This window comes from Pseudogracilibacillus sp. SE30717A (genome assembly GCF_037071985.1).
Lineage (GTDB): Bacteria > Bacillota > Bacilli > Bacillales > Amphibacillaceae > Pseudogracilibacillus.
The window spans coordinates 515,127-532,795 of record NZ_JAXHDF010000001.1 but is presented as its reverse complement, the minus strand read 5'-3'; the positions used below and the strand labels follow the sequence as shown (position 1 = coordinate 532,795).

17 protein-coding genes are annotated in these 17,669 nt (G+C 32.5%); 5 read left to right on the top strand and 12 right to left on the bottom strand.

Features of this window, described 5'->3' with window-relative positions:
- Window positions 1-11 precede the first annotated feature (11 nt).
- From SPD48_RS02480 to SPD48_RS02430, 11 genes are all read right to left on the bottom strand, one after another.
- A complete protein-coding gene (locus SPD48_RS02480; RefSeq protein ID WP_336256468.1) occupies window positions 12-446 on the bottom strand; it encodes a YaaR family protein in 435 nt (144 codons plus the stop codon).
- Between the two features lie 22 nt (window positions 447-468).
- Window positions 469-798, bottom strand: coding sequence for a cyclic-di-AMP receptor (locus SPD48_RS02475; RefSeq protein WP_336256467.1), 330 nt, complete (start codon window positions 796-798; stop codon window positions 469-471).
- A complete protein-coding gene (tmk, locus tag SPD48_RS02470) occupies window positions 798-1,436 on the bottom strand; it encodes a dTMP kinase (protein ID WP_442962091.1) in 639 nt (212 codons plus the stop codon). Before tmk ends, SPD48_RS02475 begins: the two co-directional genes overlap by 1 nt.
- Window positions 1,437-1,918: 482 nt before the next feature.
- The gene (locus tag SPD48_RS02465) at window positions 1,919-2,092 is read right to left on the bottom strand and encodes a sigma factor G inhibitor Gin (RefSeq protein WP_336256466.1); all 174 of its coding nucleotides are present in this window, start codon (window positions 2,090-2,092) and stop codon (window positions 1,919-1,921) included.
- A gap of 286 nt (window positions 2,093-2,378) precedes the next feature.
- Window positions 2,379-2,642, bottom strand: coding sequence for a pro-sigmaK processing inhibitor BofA family protein (locus tag SPD48_RS02460; protein ID WP_336256465.1), 264 nt, complete (start codon window positions 2,640-2,642; stop codon window positions 2,379-2,381).
- Window positions 2,643-2,737: 95 nt separating this feature from the next.
- Window positions 2,738-2,950 (bottom strand): YaaL family protein, encoded by a 213-nt coding sequence (locus tag SPD48_RS02455; protein WP_336256464.1) that lies wholly within the window; start codon window positions 2,948-2,950, stop codon window positions 2,738-2,740.
- Window positions 2,951-3,044: 94 nt separating this feature from the next.
- A complete protein-coding gene (gene recR / locus SPD48_RS02450) occupies window positions 3,045-3,641 on the bottom strand; it encodes a recombination mediator RecR (RefSeq protein ID WP_336256463.1) in 597 nt (198 codons plus the stop codon).
- Between the two features lie 29 nt (window positions 3,642-3,670).
- Window positions 3,671-3,991, bottom strand: a complete 321-nt coding sequence (locus tag SPD48_RS02445; protein ID WP_336256462.1) for a YbaB/EbfC family nucleoid-associated protein — start codon at window positions 3,989-3,991, stop codon at window positions 3,671-3,673.
- A 51-nt stretch (window positions 3,992-4,042) separates the two neighbouring features.
- Window positions 4,043-5,728, bottom strand: a complete 1,686-nt coding sequence (dnaX, locus tag SPD48_RS02440) for a DNA polymerase III subunit gamma/tau (RefSeq protein ID WP_336256461.1) — start codon at window positions 5,726-5,728, stop codon at window positions 4,043-4,045.
- A gap of 100 nt (window positions 5,729-5,828) precedes the next feature.
- Complete coding sequence (gene hprK, locus SPD48_RS02435) at window positions 5,829-6,761, bottom strand: HPr(Ser) kinase/phosphatase (protein WP_336256460.1); 933 nt, start codon at window positions 6,759-6,761, stop codon at window positions 5,829-5,831.
- Window positions 6,762-7,197: 436 nt separating this feature from the next.
- The gene (locus tag SPD48_RS02430; protein ID WP_336256459.1) at window positions 7,198-8,352 is read right to left on the bottom strand and encodes a glycerate kinase family protein; all 1,155 of its coding nucleotides are present in this window, start codon (window positions 8,350-8,352) and stop codon (window positions 7,198-7,200) included.
- Window positions 8,353-8,435: 83 nt separating this feature from the next.
- Between SPD48_RS02430 and rlmH the strand changes: the two genes are divergently transcribed.
- The 5 genes from rlmH (at window position 8,436) to SPD48_RS02405 (ending at window position 15,929) form a co-directional block, all read left to right on the top strand.
- A complete protein-coding gene (gene rlmH, locus SPD48_RS02425; protein ID WP_336256458.1) occupies window positions 8,436-8,915 on the top strand; it encodes a 23S rRNA (pseudouridine(1915)-N(3))-methyltransferase RlmH in 480 nt (159 codons plus the stop codon).
- A gap of 217 nt (window positions 8,916-9,132) precedes the next feature.
- The gene (locus SPD48_RS02420; protein ID WP_336256457.1) at window positions 9,133-10,929 is read left to right on the top strand and encodes an HNH endonuclease; all 1,797 of its coding nucleotides are present in this window, start codon (window positions 9,133-9,135) and stop codon (window positions 10,927-10,929) included.
- Between the two features lie 171 nt (window positions 10,930-11,100).
- Window positions 11,101-12,504, top strand: coding sequence for a hypothetical protein (locus tag SPD48_RS02415; protein ID WP_336256456.1), 1,404 nt, complete (start codon window positions 11,101-11,103; stop codon window positions 12,502-12,504).
- Window positions 12,491-13,066 (top strand): ABC-three component system middle component 1, encoded by a 576-nt coding sequence (locus SPD48_RS02410; protein WP_336256455.1) that lies wholly within the window; start codon window positions 12,491-12,493, stop codon window positions 13,064-13,066. The genes SPD48_RS02415 and SPD48_RS02410 overlap by 14 nt, the downstream gene beginning before the upstream one ends.
- Window positions 13,067-13,070: 4 nt before the next feature.
- Window positions 13,071-15,929: an SMC family ATPase gene (locus SPD48_RS02405; RefSeq protein WP_336256454.1), complete on the top strand. Its 2,859-nt coding sequence runs from the start codon at window positions 13,071-13,073 to the stop codon at window positions 15,927-15,929.
- 377 nt (window positions 15,930-16,306) lie between these two features.
- On the opposite strand, the gene SPD48_RS02400 is transcribed toward SPD48_RS02405, so the two are convergent.
- Complete coding sequence (locus SPD48_RS02400; RefSeq protein WP_336256453.1) at window positions 16,307-17,530, bottom strand: DNA adenine methylase; 1,224 nt, start codon at window positions 17,528-17,530, stop codon at window positions 16,307-16,309.
- Window positions 17,531-17,669 lie beyond the last annotated feature (139 nt).

Genomic DNA, 17,669 nt, shown 5'->3' with positions numbered 1-17,669 from the left:
TGACATCCTTATCATGTAGTTATATTAATTAATAAACCTCGAATTTCACCAATTAAGCCTAATAAATCAACTGTCTTCTTCTCTTGATCGATAACATCTTCTGTCAGTTGGATTAATTTTTCATCCACTTCCTGAACGGTTGTTAATTTATGGCTATAATTAGTTGAATTAAAACTTCTTGATTCATTCAAAGACAAGCCATTATATACTGTCTCTTGTAAAAATTGTTTAATCATTCTTTTAAACTTTGCTAAGTCTTTAAACGAGCGAAATCGGGCAATTTTTTCCCCCTGTTCTGTAATATCTTTTATTAAACCTGCTAATTCTTCTTGTTTGATTTTATGAGATTCTGTTCGAACAAATTGTTCGAAATTATTTTTCCCTTCAGCTATTTTCTTGAAGGGCTTTTGTTCTATCTTTGAATTAATTTCTTGCCCTATTTTCATATTGAAACCCCTTTTTAACTAGTTAAAAGCGAAAAAATGATTCGATTGGTAAAATGAAAACTGTTGCGCCACCTACTTCAACTTTTACTGGCTTAGGAATATAAGAATCTGCATTTCCACCCATTGGAGATATTGGTGCAACCATCTGTTCTCTCTGTGAACAATTTTCTTTAATAATCTTTAATGCCTCGTCAATATGTTCATCTTGGCAACCAATCATCAGTGTCGTATTCCCTTCTTTTAAAAACCCACCAGTAGTTGCTAATTTTGTCGTTTGAAAATTCTCATGACTTAGCGCATTAATTAACCGATTTGAATCTTTGTCTTGAACAACAGCAATAATTAGTTTCATTACTTTTCCTCCTTTTTAATATGAGAAATAATATAGGTAAATGCATTATCTGTAACCTGATCTATATGTTGCTCTGCATCAATTCGTATCATACGTTCAGGAAACTTCTTCAATAACATATGATACCCTTCATATACCTTTTGATGAAATTCAATTGCTTCTAAATCAAGTCTATTTTGTTCTCGGTTACGATTTAATGCTATTCGTTTTAATCCAACTTCCGGACGTATATCAAAATAAAGCGTTAACGATGGCATACATCCTTCAATGGCAAATTTATTGATGGAAAATACTTCATCAATTCCTATGTCGCGGGCATAGCCTTGATATGCGAGACTGCTATCAATAAAACGATCGCAAAGAACAATTTTTCCTTCATTCAATGCAGGAATGACCTTTTCAATCAAATGCTGTCTGCGAGCTGCCGCATAAAGGAGAGCTTCCGTCCTTTTTTCCATCTCCGTATGATCGGGATGAAGGATAATTTCTCTAATTTGCTCTGATATAGAAATACCACCTGGCTCTCTCGTTAAAAGGACATCATACCCTTGTGCTGTTAATTTCTCAAAAAGATGGTCAAGGACTGTTGTTTTTCCAGCACCTTCTCCACCTTCCACGGTGATAAAAAATCCCTTCATGATCTTTTCTCCTTTGATGTCATCTGTTTCAATTTAAAATTATTATTCTGAATAAGCTGGTCCTGTTAAGGGAAAAGAGAGGGAGACTTCCTTATGTTTTCATTCTCTTGATGTAAGGTATGTTTGCCACAATCAACTTATTCATTACCTAATCATAATAATACCAAAAATGCATATAAGTAAAAACCAATCTTACCTCTATTGTATCATGCTTCCCACCTATATTTAAATGTTCACATAACTTTATTCATAAGTTGTAATTTTATTCCAACATATTAAGTGGTGATTTATCATCTTTGGAGTTACTATTATTTGAGCTTGGTAGAGATGGTTAGGAAAATTGGAAATTTTGTACATCTGGTTTATCCATATATTTTATACGTAAAAAACATGATTGCAAGAAAAAAGAATAGCGCAAGAAGCATTGTCTCTAATGAAAGAAAAACAGCTCTTGCGCTTTTTACTATTTACATGTAAGTTTTCTATGAAAAAAGTGATGGTTGATTCATATTTTTTAATTTTTGAACATAATAACGATATTTCTCTTCCCGTACATCGGTATGAATAATATTATATTCGCATTGAGTACAAATAAATAACGTATATAAGTGAATCCCATCAGCTTTTTTCTCTTCACAAATCGCACATTGTCCCATACTATCCACCTCTATCGTTAGTTTAGTAGATAGTCTCTCCTAATCTAACGAAAATTATACAACTGTTATAGTCTGTGTTCAAAAAGGAGGATAAAAAGGACCACGTCGGCTAAATGCGCTGACGTCCTGTCAGCAACGTCGACACTAGCACATCCTGTGCGTCGAAAATCCAAGGCAGCGAAGCTTCGAGCAGCGGAATGTATGCATTTAGATACATGAGCGGCGGAGAAACAAGCCTACGAAGAAATTCGCAGTGTCATCTTTACCGACCTTTTTGAACATCCTCTTACAGTATAAATATATGAATAGCTGCCAAGGACGTTACACCAAATAATCCTAGTATACTACTTACAAGCACTGTAAAAACATTAATGGGGATATGCAAACCAATTGAGCCCCCAAATACATTAAAGAAAAACAAAAACAATACTCCTATCGTCAATCGAATCGTACCTGTGCCGAGCAGGCGCATCGTCTTCGCTGGAGATCGAAATATAAAGACCATGACTACTAATGCTAGTACTCCAACTACTATCATGATGGGATCCATGTTTCTTCAACTCCTTTTTTATCTTTATTAGTTTTTATGAATGAAAGATAAAAAATAGAACTGAGAAACAGAAGTTGTCTACTTACAAAAACTTGTTAGTATCTTAACACACTAATTTTTCGATGCTTTGCTTCTCTTAAAAGAAACATATACTTAGCCTCTGCAAGTTGTAGTTTTTGCTGGCTTTCTTGTACAGGTTCAATACTATTTTCAATAATATTTTGCAGCTTTTTCCATTCGGCTTCCGCATAGAAAATGCTATCCAGTAACTGACGATCGACCTCTCTTTGTTTTTTTCTTTTCTTCATAATTTCACCCTATATAAATTAGTTTTTAGTAGGTATTCGGGCTTCATCTTATTCTCTACTTAAAACCTAAATACCCGTTTTGTTCTCTATTTATTTATAGTTCTCGTCGACCTTCCAATGATTTCGCTAATGTAACTTCATCCGCATATTCCAAATCTCCTCCAACTGGGAGCCCATGGGCAATTCTTGTTGCTTTAATACCCGATGGCTTCACGAGACGTGAAATATACATGGCCGTCGCTTCCCCTTCAATATTTGGATTTGTGGCGAGGATAATTTCTTTTACGTCATTTTCTTTTAATCGTTTGATGAGACTTGGCACATTAATATCCTCAGGCCCAATTCCATCCATAGGTGAGATGGACCCATGTAATACGTGGTATTTTCCATTAAACTCTCGCATCTTTTCCATAGCGATCACGTCTTTTGAATCTTCTACCACACAGATAATGGACTCATCTCGTGTATGATCTTGACAAATTGCACACGTTTCCTGATCTGTTATATGTCCACAGATGGCACAATGATTTAATTCCCGCTTTGCGCTAACTAATGCTTTTGCAAAGTCAACCACATCATCGTCATTCATCTCAATCACAAAAAAAGCCAGACGGACAGCCGTCTTCGGTCCAATTCCTGGCAATTTTGTAAAACTATCAATTAATTTTGATATCGGTTCTGGATAGTACATTTTCTAGCCTCCCAAGGCGTTTACATTGATTAAAACATGCCCGGCATATTTAATCCTTTTGTAAACTGCCCCATCGTTTGCTCTGTCTTTTCTTCAATCTGTGTCATTACTTCATTAATTGCTGCTAAAATTAAATCTTGCAACATATCAACATCATCTGGATCTACAACTTCCTCTTTTATTTGAACGTCTAAAATTTTTCTGCTACCATCTGCAATTACAGTAACCATACCGCCACCAACAGAAGCTTCAAATTCCATTGCCAATAGCTCTTCTTGTGCTTTCATCATTTTCTTTTGCATTTTCTGCATTTGTTTCATCATATTTCCCATGTTGCCCATGCCTTTCATAAGTAACTCCTCCTTAAAATATATGAATGGTATTCCTTATTTATGTTAGATCTAATCACGTATTTCTAATAGTTCGTCTCCAAATAATTTTCTTGCTTCCTCTACAATCGGAGCATCTCCCGAGTCTTGCTTTTCTTCAGACTCTTCCTGTTTGTTAATATATTCTGAACGGACCGTGTACCAATCTTCTTCAGGGATCGGAATAATCGGTAAATGGCTAGCCATGATATTCGCTAAAATGGACTCGATCATCTCTTTATGTTCGAGAAATAACGAACAGTGAATTTCATATTTAAAACCTACAATAACTGCCTCTTTAGATGCTGCTACCGGCTTACTATCCTGAATGGTAGCATGTGCAGGAGCGTTTGTCTGTTTAAGTTGTTCCAAAAAGCTTGCCCATTTTGATTGAACATGTTGTAAAGCAGATTTTTCCGCCTGATCCAACACCATCCGAATTCTTTCATGAGGAATATCAAATGTTTTTTTCCTGCTCCTTTGCGTTTCCCTTCTTCTTCCCGTTGAAGCTTGTTCTGAAGGGGCAGGAGCTTGTTCAAGCTTTTTCAACTTCTTCTCTAACTCATTGACTCGGTTGATTAACTCGGTTACCTCTGGAGCATTTGCTTGCTGTACGGATTGAACAACTTTGTTAAAATGTCGATTTGTAATCGTTAAAATAGCAATTTCAACAAAAACTTTCGGGCTATTTGTCCATTTAATTTGTTGTTCACATTCTGTTAATTGGACAATTGCTTCTTGAATCCATTCCGAATCGATCGTTTTTGTTAATGTGCTAAACTCCTCTGTAACGATTGCTCTTTCTAAGTATTCTGCAAGTTCCGAAGTTGTTTTGTAAAATAGAACATCTCGTAAAAAATAAATAAAATCAAAGACAAAGCGACTTGGATCTTTTCCATGTTGAACGAGATCATCAAAGAGCTGCAACGTTTTTTTTATATCTTGCTCATACATCGCCATCGCAATATCAGATAAAATATGTTGCGAAACTCCGCCGGTTACAGCAAGAACATCATCGATTTCAATTTTTCCATTACTATACGAGATTGTCTGATCCAAAATACTTAATGCATCACGCATTCCACCTTCTGCAGTAAGAGCTACAGCTTCTAGTGCTTCCGTTGCAATGTCAATCTCTTCATGGTCCATAATTTCTTTTAGCCTATCCATAATGACTTTATTGCTAATGGATTTAAAATCGAAACGTTGGCATCTTGAAATAATCGTGAGTGGAATCTTATGAGGTTCCGTTGTCGCCAAAATAAAAACAACATGTCCGGGAGGTTCTTCCAATGTCTTTAATAACGCATTAAACGCATTTACCGAAATCATATGAACTTCATCGATAATATACACTTTATACGGGACAGAACTGGAAGCATATTTCACTTTATCACGGATACTACGAATGTCATCTACACTCGTATTTGAAGCAGCATCAATTTCAATGACGTCCGAAATAGAGCCGTCCAAAATTCCACGACATGCAGCACATTCATTACATGGTTCTCTCGTTGGCATCTTTTCACAGTTGATCGTCTGCGCAAAAATTTTCGCAGCACTCGTTTTTCCGGTACCACGAGGGCCAGAAAAAAGGTAGGCATGCGAAAACTTTCCATTCGATATAGCATTTTGTAATGTTTGGGTAATATGCGATTGACCAACAACGTCTTTAAAGGTACGAGGTCTCCAAACGCGATATAATGCTTGATAACTCATCCGACATGTTCCCTTCTACTGTTTCCCTATCTATTATAGCTTATTTCATGTGTAAAATGAACTGATTGAAGAGATTAAACAGTTATAAAAAACATCGGAACTAATTGCCTTTATCCTGTCCCGCTTCCTTCTCAATTCGCTTAATAAATTCTTCTGCCGCACTATAACCTTGCTGTTTTAAATAAAAATTATTTACAGCCGCTTCAATGAGACCAACGACATCTCGCCCAGGCTTTAACTGAATTTGAATATATGGAATTTCTACATCCATATACGTAGTAAATTTCGTTTCTACCTCTAAATCATTATATAAAGAGTCACCTTTCCATTTGGTTAACTCAATATCTAAAGCAATTCTCGACTCATCCTGAAAAGCTTTTCGACCGTACATCCGAACAACATTTAATAAACCAATGCTGCGAAGCGAAAGCAATTCTTTATTCGTTACATTATGCGTTCCAAGCAATGTTTGCGGACTCAGCTTTTTCAACACAACAATGTCATCAGCTACTAAGCGATGGCCACGACCAAGTAAGGAATGAGCCGTTTCACTTTTACCGACACCTGAATCACCTCGTAATAAAACACCTATCCCTGATACATTGACACATACTCCATGGATCGCAATTTCAGGAGCAAGCCGTTTAATTAAATAAGCATCGATTTTACGGATAAATTCATAATTTAAATCATTCGTACGCAGTAATGGGATTTCTTTTGCTTTACAATATTTTGTTAAATATTTTAACCCCTCTTGTCCATCCGTCACAATAATACATGGCGGGTTATATTTCACCACGTTCTCTACCCGAATATCTCTTTCTTCATCAGACAAAGAATGTAAATATTTAATCTCATTTTCTCCCAGTACAAATACATGCTCTTTTGGGAAAAAATCGAGATACTTATTAAATTCCAGTCCAGGCCTTCTGGCATTCGACTGTTTAATTAATTGATCTAACTTTTCCTCTCCATATAGCACTTCCAAAGCGAAAGCGCGTACAATATCTTTAATGACAATTGACTTTTCCACTTTTTATCCTCACCTTAATTTTACAACTTACATGATGCATTCGGTAGTGTCTTTACTTATGTGTAATTGTATTTAACATCGCTCCAGAAACCTACTTTGCTTTCCACGGGCAACACTTCAACTTTTATAGCTTCACTTCCGTGTCGCTATAAGGATTTTCAGTTGTTGCTTTTCCCGTAGGAGTCTTCGTAGGTTTCTTCCGCTTAAGGTATAACAGTCCATTTTTCACAGAAAGATATAGACATAATCATGCATTCTACCTTATTCGAATGTATTAATAATTATACTACATTCCACCTTTTAGTATCAGTATTTCTACTTATCACTAACTTTAACCGTCATTCATAATCAGCGGTATGTACCCTCCTAGCTAATTTCGACAAAATTATGTCTTTCTTTAATTAACGAGTAAATCAGGAAGGGTGTTTTAGTAACTTCACTTCCTACACTTCATATAAAATCGTATGATATTTTCAGCAAGCTTTTCTGTTAATTGTTCTCCGCGCTCCATCGCCTCATCCAAACCGATAGGGCCATCTGTAATACTGAAGATCGCATTAATCCCTGTTTCATAAATCTTTGATGATGTTACATGATTTGCGCCGGTAATGACAATGACTGGCACACCATACTTTTTAGCAATTGCCGCCACCCCGACCGGTGTTTTTCCGTACAATGTCTGATCATCGATTTTTCCTTCCCCAGTGATAACAAGATCAGCATCTTTTATATGGGCTTCAAGGTTGGTCACTTCGGTTACAAGCTCAATTCCAGGCCGCATTTTCCCATTTAAAAATGCAATACATGCCGTTCCAAGCCCACCTGCTGCTCCTGCCCCTTCTATTTGTGACACATCTACACGTATATCCCTCTTGAGAATTTCTTCATAGTTTTTCATTCCGACATCCAGCAAGGAAACCATCTCCGGGTCGGCCCCTTTTTGTGGTCCATATGTATACGAAGCACCCTTTGGTCCGGTTAATGGATTTTTCACATCGCACGCGATATTAAATGTACATGCACCAAGCCGCTCGTCCATTTGAGTCATTGAAATACGATGAATCTTTGAAAGTCCTTCCCCACCAAACGGAACATCATTGCCGTCCTTATCCGTAATTTCCGCTCCCAATGCTTGAGCCATTCCAATTCCGCCATCATTCGTGCCACTTCCACCGAGACCAATAATAAACTTACTTACACCTTGATCCAACGCATGCAAAATTAGTTCGCCAATCCCGTATGTTGTTGTATGAAGCGGATTCCGTTTCTCTTTCGGGATAAGGTGAAACCCTACTACTTCTGCAATGTCCATGACTGCCATCTCTTGCTCAATTAACCCGTATCTTGCCTGAATTTTTTCGCCCAAAGGACCTGTCACCGTATGGGTCATAAATGTACCGTCCAAACTATCTACGAGCGCCTCCATCGTTCCTTCACCGCCATCCGCAAGCGGAACTTTGATAGTTTCCGTGTTCTTATCTACTTTTAGGATGCCTCTTTCTACTGCAGCCGCAACAGACGGAGCACTCATGCTTTCTTTGAATGAATCAGGAGCAATGACTGTTTTCAAGGAGAGACCATTCCTTTCCATTTATTTACCAAATCCTGCTATAATAATTATGCTTGAAGTCATAGACAAATCGCAAATAAGACATGTTAAAAGGAGCTTCCTCTATGAATATACATATTATCTCCGTAGGCAAAATAAAAGAAAAATATCTTAAACTAGGAATTCAAGAATTTCAAAAACGACTACAAACATATTGCAGACTAACTTTCCTTGAATTATCCGATGAACAAGCTCCCGAAAACTTAAGTGAAAAAGAGTTACAAGCTATCAAGAATAAAGAAGGCCAACGAATTTTAGACAAAATTAAAGAGCATCATTATGTGATTGCATTGGATATAGCAGGCGTAAGTTGGTCGTCTGAACAGTTTTCTAAAGAACTAGAAAATTTGAGCTTCCAAGGAAAGAATCAAGTGACGTTTGTAATTGGAGGTTCAAACGGACTCAGTGAAGAAGTATTGAAACGAGCAAATCAGAAGATGTCCTTTTCAAAAATGACCTTCCCACATCAAATGATGAAATTGATATTGTTGGAGCAAGTGTACCGAGCGTTTAAGATACAGAAAGGGGAACCGTACCACAAATGATGGTAAAACTAAGAAAAGAATTTACTATTGAAATAAAGAGGTTAAAGTCTTTGAAATAAAGTCGGGAATTGAACCTTGAGAAAAAATAATAAATTCAAGAATATTGAGCTAATAAATTACAAGTAGTATTTATTAATTAATATAATATTTTTATAAAATGGTATAATTATACTATACATTTTCTGTTTTAAAAAAATAAATATTAAGGAACTTTGAGATGAAAGTAAGATTAAATGACATGGCTTTTAGACGTGCAATATTAAAAGCGTATAATGAAAAATGTGTATATAGTGGACAGCCATTAGACTTTGAGAATCTTACAGTAGATCATATAATTCCACAAAGTTTAATGAAAAATAAGAACAAATTTAGAAGCTACCTGGATGTGTTAGGAATAGATGCTACTAATTTTGAAATTGACAGTATATATAATTTAGTTCCTGCAAAATTCCGATTGAATAGGCAAAAAGGGAATGATTTATTAGACAGAACATTTGCTTTAACACTATTAGAACTAGCTAAAAAGAAAGCACCAAAAATAATTAGTGAAGTCAATAATTTTAAACAAAGAAAGAATATAAGTAAAAGTATAGAAGAGGTGAGATCATACGTTCTCCTTTCGGATGATTTTAAAAAGGAACAGGTATTTGACTTTGTTACTGAAGATAAGAATGTTTTTAAAAACGAAAAGGTAATAGATGGAAGGAGTTATAAACAAAGTACTGAAAGGATAAAATTAGAGGCTTTTTTACCAAGTTATCCTGAAAGAGAAGGCTCATGTTTAATAACCTTCCGAAGTCTAAAGATAAGAGAATGTATGATTACAATGAACCACAAACAAATAATGAAAGAGTTATTTCAAGGTTTGTACACTGAGCCTGAACATAAATTAAGGTACTTTATAGTTGGGAACGATATTTCGAATAAAGATGTTTACTTTATCCAATTGGGAAATAATAGATTCCCAGTTACAATTAGTGAACTTAAGCAACTTTGTAATTTAGTAGATAGTTTTTCGGAATATTACTTAAATGCACACCAGGTAATTGAACAAAAAATTGGGACGTTTTATTTTAATAAATCACCATATTCATCAAAGTATCGTTTGATGAAAATCAGTCGAAAACTTTGGAATCTCATGATTGAATTCATTAATAAGCATGACTATGAAAATGGTGATACAAATTGGCATATTTTTGATAAGAATAAATTTTTTATTAAAATTTATAGTAAAAAGGAAACAAATCGTTTTGATGAAGGGTACCATGCTTTCTTGGAACCTGAGCAAGATGAAAATTTTATGATGCAACTAACAGAACCGGATAATTATTTGTGGATTGTATGGGAACCTCACATGTCGATAGATTATAATAATTCATTGGATAATATAAATGAAAGAAAAATGTGGGATGCTCTTACAGTTTACGATTGGTTATCAACAGAATTTATTCCTTGGGTTGTATACACTAATTATTCAAAAACCAATAAAATTTTTCTAAACAAAAAAACAACTGAAAACCAATATGAGAATTTTATAAAGAACTTCAATATAGAGGATTTTATAAGTTCAGGAAAAATAGAAACAACCATTGACATAGAGAGTACACAAAATCAACAGCAGTTATTACAAGTAGTAGATAACTTACAGATGTTTTTTAATAGCTATAGTGAATCGATTGTCTTTAAAAAAGATCATTTTAAAAATTTATTTGAGGCTTTAGCTTTAATTATTAAAAGAAGTGATGAAATAGACTATAAGTATATTAATTCAAAAATAGGTTTTACGAATGGTGAAACAAAAGATCAGATTTACTTTGAAATTATGAGCTATGTTCCTAAAATAGAATACTCAATCAAGAGTGGTTTTTTTATTGATAATATTTTAAGGTGCCTTGTAATTATTTTAAGAGATTACACAAGCTATCTAAATAAATCAGAAATTAAGATAATAGTAAATTACCTAAAACCGTTTTTTTATAGAAAGAGCCTAATTGAAACTATTCAAAAGATATAGTGGTTTTTAATTTAATTCACTAAATAAATTGGATAAATCAGAGGATGATGGTTATCGTCCTTTTTTTATTGTAATTAACAGCAAGTAATGCTGGTAAACTACAAGCTAATGAATATCCATGGGAAAATATGTATAATAAAGATATGCTAATAAATATCTGGAGTGTATATAATGGTAAAAATAACAGAAAATCAAATGACGATAGAATTAGGACTAGGGGAAAAACCAAAAGCATATAGTGATGATAGCTATCCTTTTGAAAAACTGGATGATAGATTATTTGAAATCCTAACTTATTACATTTTTAAGGAAGAAATCAGAAATATTAAGATTTATAGCGAAAGGCATAATCGTATTACCTTAATGCCTGGAGTAGGGGAAAAAGGACGTGATTGTACTTTACAACTTAATGAAAAATATACAGGTGTAATACAATGTAAAAGATATGGAGAAAAGCTAGACAAATCAAACGTGGCAAAAGAAATAATAAAGTTCACAATTCACTACCTGGTTGATAACTCGATTATCACGGATATTAATAATTTTACGTATTACTATGTAGTTTCTAGTGATTTTACAGGTCCTGCAATCACATTATTAGATAACTTTAATACAACTATTGAAAATGAAGTTGATTTAGATACTTGGACAGCTGAAGTATTATCAAAGTATAAAAAATTTGAGGGGTTAAAATTAGGAACTATCAAACCTCAACTATTAGATGTCTTGAAAAACTTAAAAATAGAAAAAATAACAGGAACTGATTTGAATTTACTAATTGATAAATATGATTATCTCGTAGATAAGTTTTTTACAGTCAATAAGGTTGTTTCCATTGCAGAAGTTGAAAAACTTCTTATGTCTAAGGATTTACCATTTATTGAATTTTTGCAACTTATATATGAGGATATAAACAACATCGATGGAATTAAATCTACAGATGTAAAACAACAACTTATGAGAAAAGTTGAGATTATTTTAAAGCAGATAAGGGATTTAGGTGAAGAAGAGTTTAAAAGAATTATTTCCAGTATTAAAGTACCTTTTCTTACTCTTTTTCAAGACCCTCAAGATATTAAATTTATTGATAATAAAGAAACTATTAAAAACATTATTATTAACCTTAGTTTAATTTCATTTATTTATCCTGACTTAAAATTAATGGATAAAAAGGGGCAGGCTGTACTATTAAATGAAGATAGGCATCTAGCATACCTTCATACTGTTGAGAGAAGTGAATACAATTTAGTTATTTTAAAATTACTTAAGTATTTTAATGAGCCAGATGTTGATATAAGCAAAATAGATAGCGTAATAATAGGGAATGTAGCTGCACAAAATTGTTTACAAGGACTTGGATCTGCAAATGTTGATTTTAAATACATTATTGCAGAAATTTCAGATGTAAATATGGAGTCAGCTGAGGGAAAGGAAGAATTTTATAATTTAAAAAATAAATACAATTTTAATTATCATTGTGAGTTTGCATTTAACTTCCAAACAAAGGAAACGATAAAAGAGCTAATAACACAATTAAATAATGTTTTAGGTGGGGATCGTGTTGAGGGCATTTAATGTATATTCAAACATTAGTGATTTTTTTAGTAGTTTTAATATGGAAAAAGTAATTGATCCAAAATTTAATTATATTGATTGCTATTTTATTGATGAACAAAAAGAAAAATTTATCTTTGTATGTAAAGTATTTAGCGAGAAATATGAGCTATTTAATGAATGGGAGATAGCACAAGATAAAGATATAGCTCTTTATATTCAAAATGAACTATATTCGAGGGTAGATATTAGATGGGATATCTACTATTTATTAATATATATTGGAACAGATGATTTAAGTATTGATGAGTATCATCACATTGAGAAAGATAGATTTTGTTGTAAGAAATATATTATCAAAGCACGTTCAAAGGAAGAGCAATTAGAAAATATGAATTTGAAATTACCATTGACTTCAAAATTCTATGAGTTGGATAAGTTGAATAATTTAATAACTGATGATCAATTCTTCGAAGAATTAAGAAAAAAGGTAAACTTCAACGGGGAAATTCTTTCGAATAAAGTTTTAAGGGATATTTTCTCCAATAAAAATGAATTAATTGAGAAGCTTAAAGGAGATTAATAGTATGAAAGATGTTAGATTATCTAAACTAGTAATAGATCATTTTAGAGGTTATAGAGAGCCTAAGGTCTTTGATTTTAGTAAAGGCTCTGACTTCACGGTTTTATCTGGTTCTAATGGGTTTGGTAAGACATCATTTTTTGATGCTGTGGAATGGGGTTTTACTGGAAAACTATTTCGATTTGAAGAACCAAATGAAGAAAAAAGTAAAAATCATTTTATAAACTATCAACCATATGAATTACCTGCTAAGGTAACAATAGAACTAATAGAAGACGATAAAAAGTACATAATTTATAGAGAAGCCACAAATTTTGAAGCTAAAAATACAGATTATGGTTCGAATAAGTCCAAACTAATTTTATATGGACCAGACTTTGAACCACTTTATAATAATGACGCAATGAATAAACTAAATGAGTTATTAATACAAGAAGACTGGAGAGATAAATTAGATTTTCAAAATGTCTTTTCACAGTTTCACCTTTTAACACAAGACAAATTAAAATATTTTGTTCAAGGACTTAAAGGTCCTGATAGGTATAATCAAATATCATCTTTACTTGGAACAAGTAGGTTCCAGAAATATAATAAACAAATCGACAGTATAAGAAAGGAAACAAATGACAAGATAAAATTTATTGATGAAAAATTGAACAAGGTTATTCCAAATATTAATTTATTGAAGGACAGGATCAGCAATCAACAGAGTATCAATATTGATGGATTTACAAATATAAAAGACTTTATTGATGATATCATTCTAAAGTATAACAGCAATGTCATACTGAAAGATTTGTCATTAGATGAGTTTAAAGTATCAAATGAATTAATTGATGAAGAGCAACTTATAAAATTGATCAATGATCTCACTCGTAAAATCTCTGTGGCAATAGATAAAATTGAATTATCAATTAATACCCTCAAGAATGAAAAAAACAATTTAGAGGAGATTAATTCAAAAAAAGAAACTTACAAAAGTAATAAATTTGATATTAAAAATATTCAAAAAGCAATACCAATATTAGATGAAAAACGTAATTTGATTTATTTACTTGAATATTTTGATAGATATAAAGAATTTTCAAAAAAGCAACATGAACTAACACAAAACCTAGAACAAAAAAATAACCTTTTACAAGGTTTATCTAAATTGATAAGTGAAAATGAATCTTTCACCAGTATTACAAAAAACGATTTAAGGAATTTATCGAATATCCTTTCTAGTAAAGATGAGTTTATTAATAAATTATATAATTTAAAAAGCTTAACGTCTGAAAGAGAGCAGTTCGCAAAGTCATTTTTACCAAAGGAAGAAAGTAAATTAAGTCCTTTTATTAGAATAGTAGATGAGGCATTCCTAGAATTAAATCAGATAGTTCTAAGAACTATCACAGTCGTTGAAACTATCTTAACGGATAAGGAAGGATTGGAAAATGAACGAAAGCGTCTAGACAAACAAAATGATTCGTTATTAACGATTGACAAAAAATATAGAGACATACTAAAAATATCTCGTGATCATATATTAGCTGTGAAAAATCATAGTTACAACGAAGAAATAGACTGTCCAGTATGTGGGACAGAGTTTAAAAGTGATGAACTATTAAATAAAATTGATGGAGTACTATCTGTAGAAGATGGAGAAATTAAAAGTAATATAAATAGAATTGATGAAATCAACAAAAATATCCTAAAACTAGAAAATAAAATTGATCATTTTTTAAGTATGATTCATACAACTTCAGATAGAATAAAAGATCAAATATCAGAAGTGTTAAAGCAAGCAGCATCTCAATTATCCTATAATAAAGTAAACTATAACAATGATTTACAAGAATATAATAATTCTATTAAACAATTTGAGAATAACCGCCAATTACATTCTAATTATATAAGTGTTATAGATAAGATTGGTTTATCAAAAGAAAGTGAGCAATTACTAAACGAAATCGAAAATAACATCAGTCTTATTAGTAAGAAGCAACTAGAAATGAATATTCAGATTGATGAAGGTATTGAAAGTACTAAAAATCGCTTGACCAGTTTAGAGGAGAATGTTAGGAAATTTGAGAGTAAACTGACTTCCTTAAACATTGAAGATATTGAAGAAGACATTTTAAATAAATTAAACCTTGTATCTGGTAATTTAAACAATTATGGAAATACAAAAACAGATATGGAAATTACATTAAACAAATTAAATAAATTATTACAGTCAGTAGTCAATAATAAAGATTATAAGGAATTTAATAGGCTAAATTCTTTAAAAAACAACCTGGAAAATGAAAGAGATAACCATGTTAAAGTTATAGAGAGGCTAGAAAATATAATGGAATCATCTGAAAAGGTGATAGAAGAAATGAATAGTTCGATATTAAAAGAGAATGAGTATTTGATTAACAATATATATAAAAGGATATATCCTCACCCATACTTTACTAATATAAAACTCGAATTGGGTACCAATAATAGTGGTAATAATGTGTTGCAAATAAAATGTTATAGAGAAGATCAAAGTTCTTGTGAAATTAATCCTACCTTTACGTTTAGTACTGCTCAAATGAACGTAGTGGCAATTAGTATATTTTTTGCTCTTGCATTACGACAGCAATGTACTCGTTTAAGTACAATACTTCTAGATGATCCAGTCCAAAGTATGGATGATATAAACATTTTAGCATTTATTGATATACTAAGAAGTATTTCATCCGAGGAAATAACATTAACTCTAAATAAACAAGTAATAATGAGCACACATGACGAGAAAATATTTAGACTTATGACAAAGAAATTCAGATTTTTGAATACTAAAACATTTAAATTCTTAGATTATAATGAATCTGGGCCCGTTTTTGATTAAAGAGTAAAGAAATGGTGGCCTCATGATTGTCAAAAATCATGAGGTTTTTTAATGTGAAAAGTTTAGTTCCATCATTCCATTAGGTAAAAGTCGTTGGGATCTTTGACGTTAATGGAATAGGTAAGCTGTTCAATGCTAGTTACTCTTACACTGTCTTGCCTAAGGAGCGAATCCAATTTTCAATTATAGATTGGCTTGGAAACATACTTCTTTGCCAACAGATTGTACCCCAAGATAACTTCCAGATACTCATTCACAACTCTTAATTTATATTCATCACTAAATTTTTCCATCCAAAATACCCCTAAAGTTAATTTTAAACTCTAACTTTAGGGTGCAGTACCGAACGTATTATAATAACTTATATCAAATTTGATTTAGTTTTTCTTTCTTACAAGAACTATAGCTTCTTGAACTGTTCGATTTTTATCTTCTTTTCTTCCCATTGTACTATGAAGATGCTCTTGAGTCCGAATAGTGATGCTGTAATTTGCACCAAATGATTCGTGAGCAATTTTTTCCAACTCATCAAGACTTATCATTCCAGTATTGCTATAGCTTAAAACAAGATTTGAATCTTTTTTCTTAATTCGAATAAACATCTGCCTAAATGCATCTCTCACTTTGGTTTGGATACAGAATGGCGATTGATGTCTATCGGTTCGGTATCTGCCTTTAAACCTAACATCTGGATAGTCATACTTAACTAAAGTTTCCAAAGCATGGTAAAAGCGTGAATAGTGTACAAAGCAGTATGGAGGGTCTGCATAAACGGTTGTATTTTTTTCAATCATATCTAAACAGTCCCTATAGTCCATTGAAACGACTTTGTGATTTAAATCGTTCTTACCTAGCACATGTTGAAACTCTTTGAATTTTCGTATGAAGAAAGGTAGTATCTCCTTGCGTCTATAAATTAGAATAGAATTCATTGACTCTATGGTATTGGCATCCCTATATTGCGCATAGTGTCCTGTGCTTTGTGAATTATAGGACATTGCAAACATTAAGCTTGCAATAATAGGATAGAATAGAGGGGTATTCTTATAATTATCAGCAACACCTCTAAATGAATCAATCCACAAACATTGTTCATATGACCAATACGTTCCAGAATAATTTTTAATAAATAAATGATACTTTAGAGATGAAAAATCATATTCAATTAAATCTTGTTGTTGTTTTTCTAAGCTGTTGAATGAATCAAGATCAAACTCTCTATCATAACTAAAGTTGAGATGAGGATATCTTCTTTTTGCCTCGAAAACACGTTTAGTTGTTTGTTGAATAATATCGTCAATTAAATTTGGATAGTCATCCCAGTTGTAATTACTTAGATATAAATTAGCAAGTATTGCTGAGTATTCTTGAATATCATTGGAGATTACTGGTACTGAATTTCTTAAGCATCCAGAGAGTACAGAAGAGCCAGCAAAAAGGTCGCATACATAGCCACCTAAATAACTTTCCTCAATTCCTTGTATAACAAAGTCAATTATACTTCTTTTCGACCCCATATATTTAGTTATATGCGGAATATTTTCGACAGTATGTAATTGAGGGAGTTGATTCATATCACTATTTATTATTTTTGTAGTCATTTTCAATCGCTCCCTTGTTTCAAATTCAATGGCGCTAGTATATCATAATAATAATGAATTAATAATGTCATGTGCTTGAAATCACATTAGTTCTGAATATTCCCTCGGTATAATAGGACTATTTGCAACTGATGGCAGC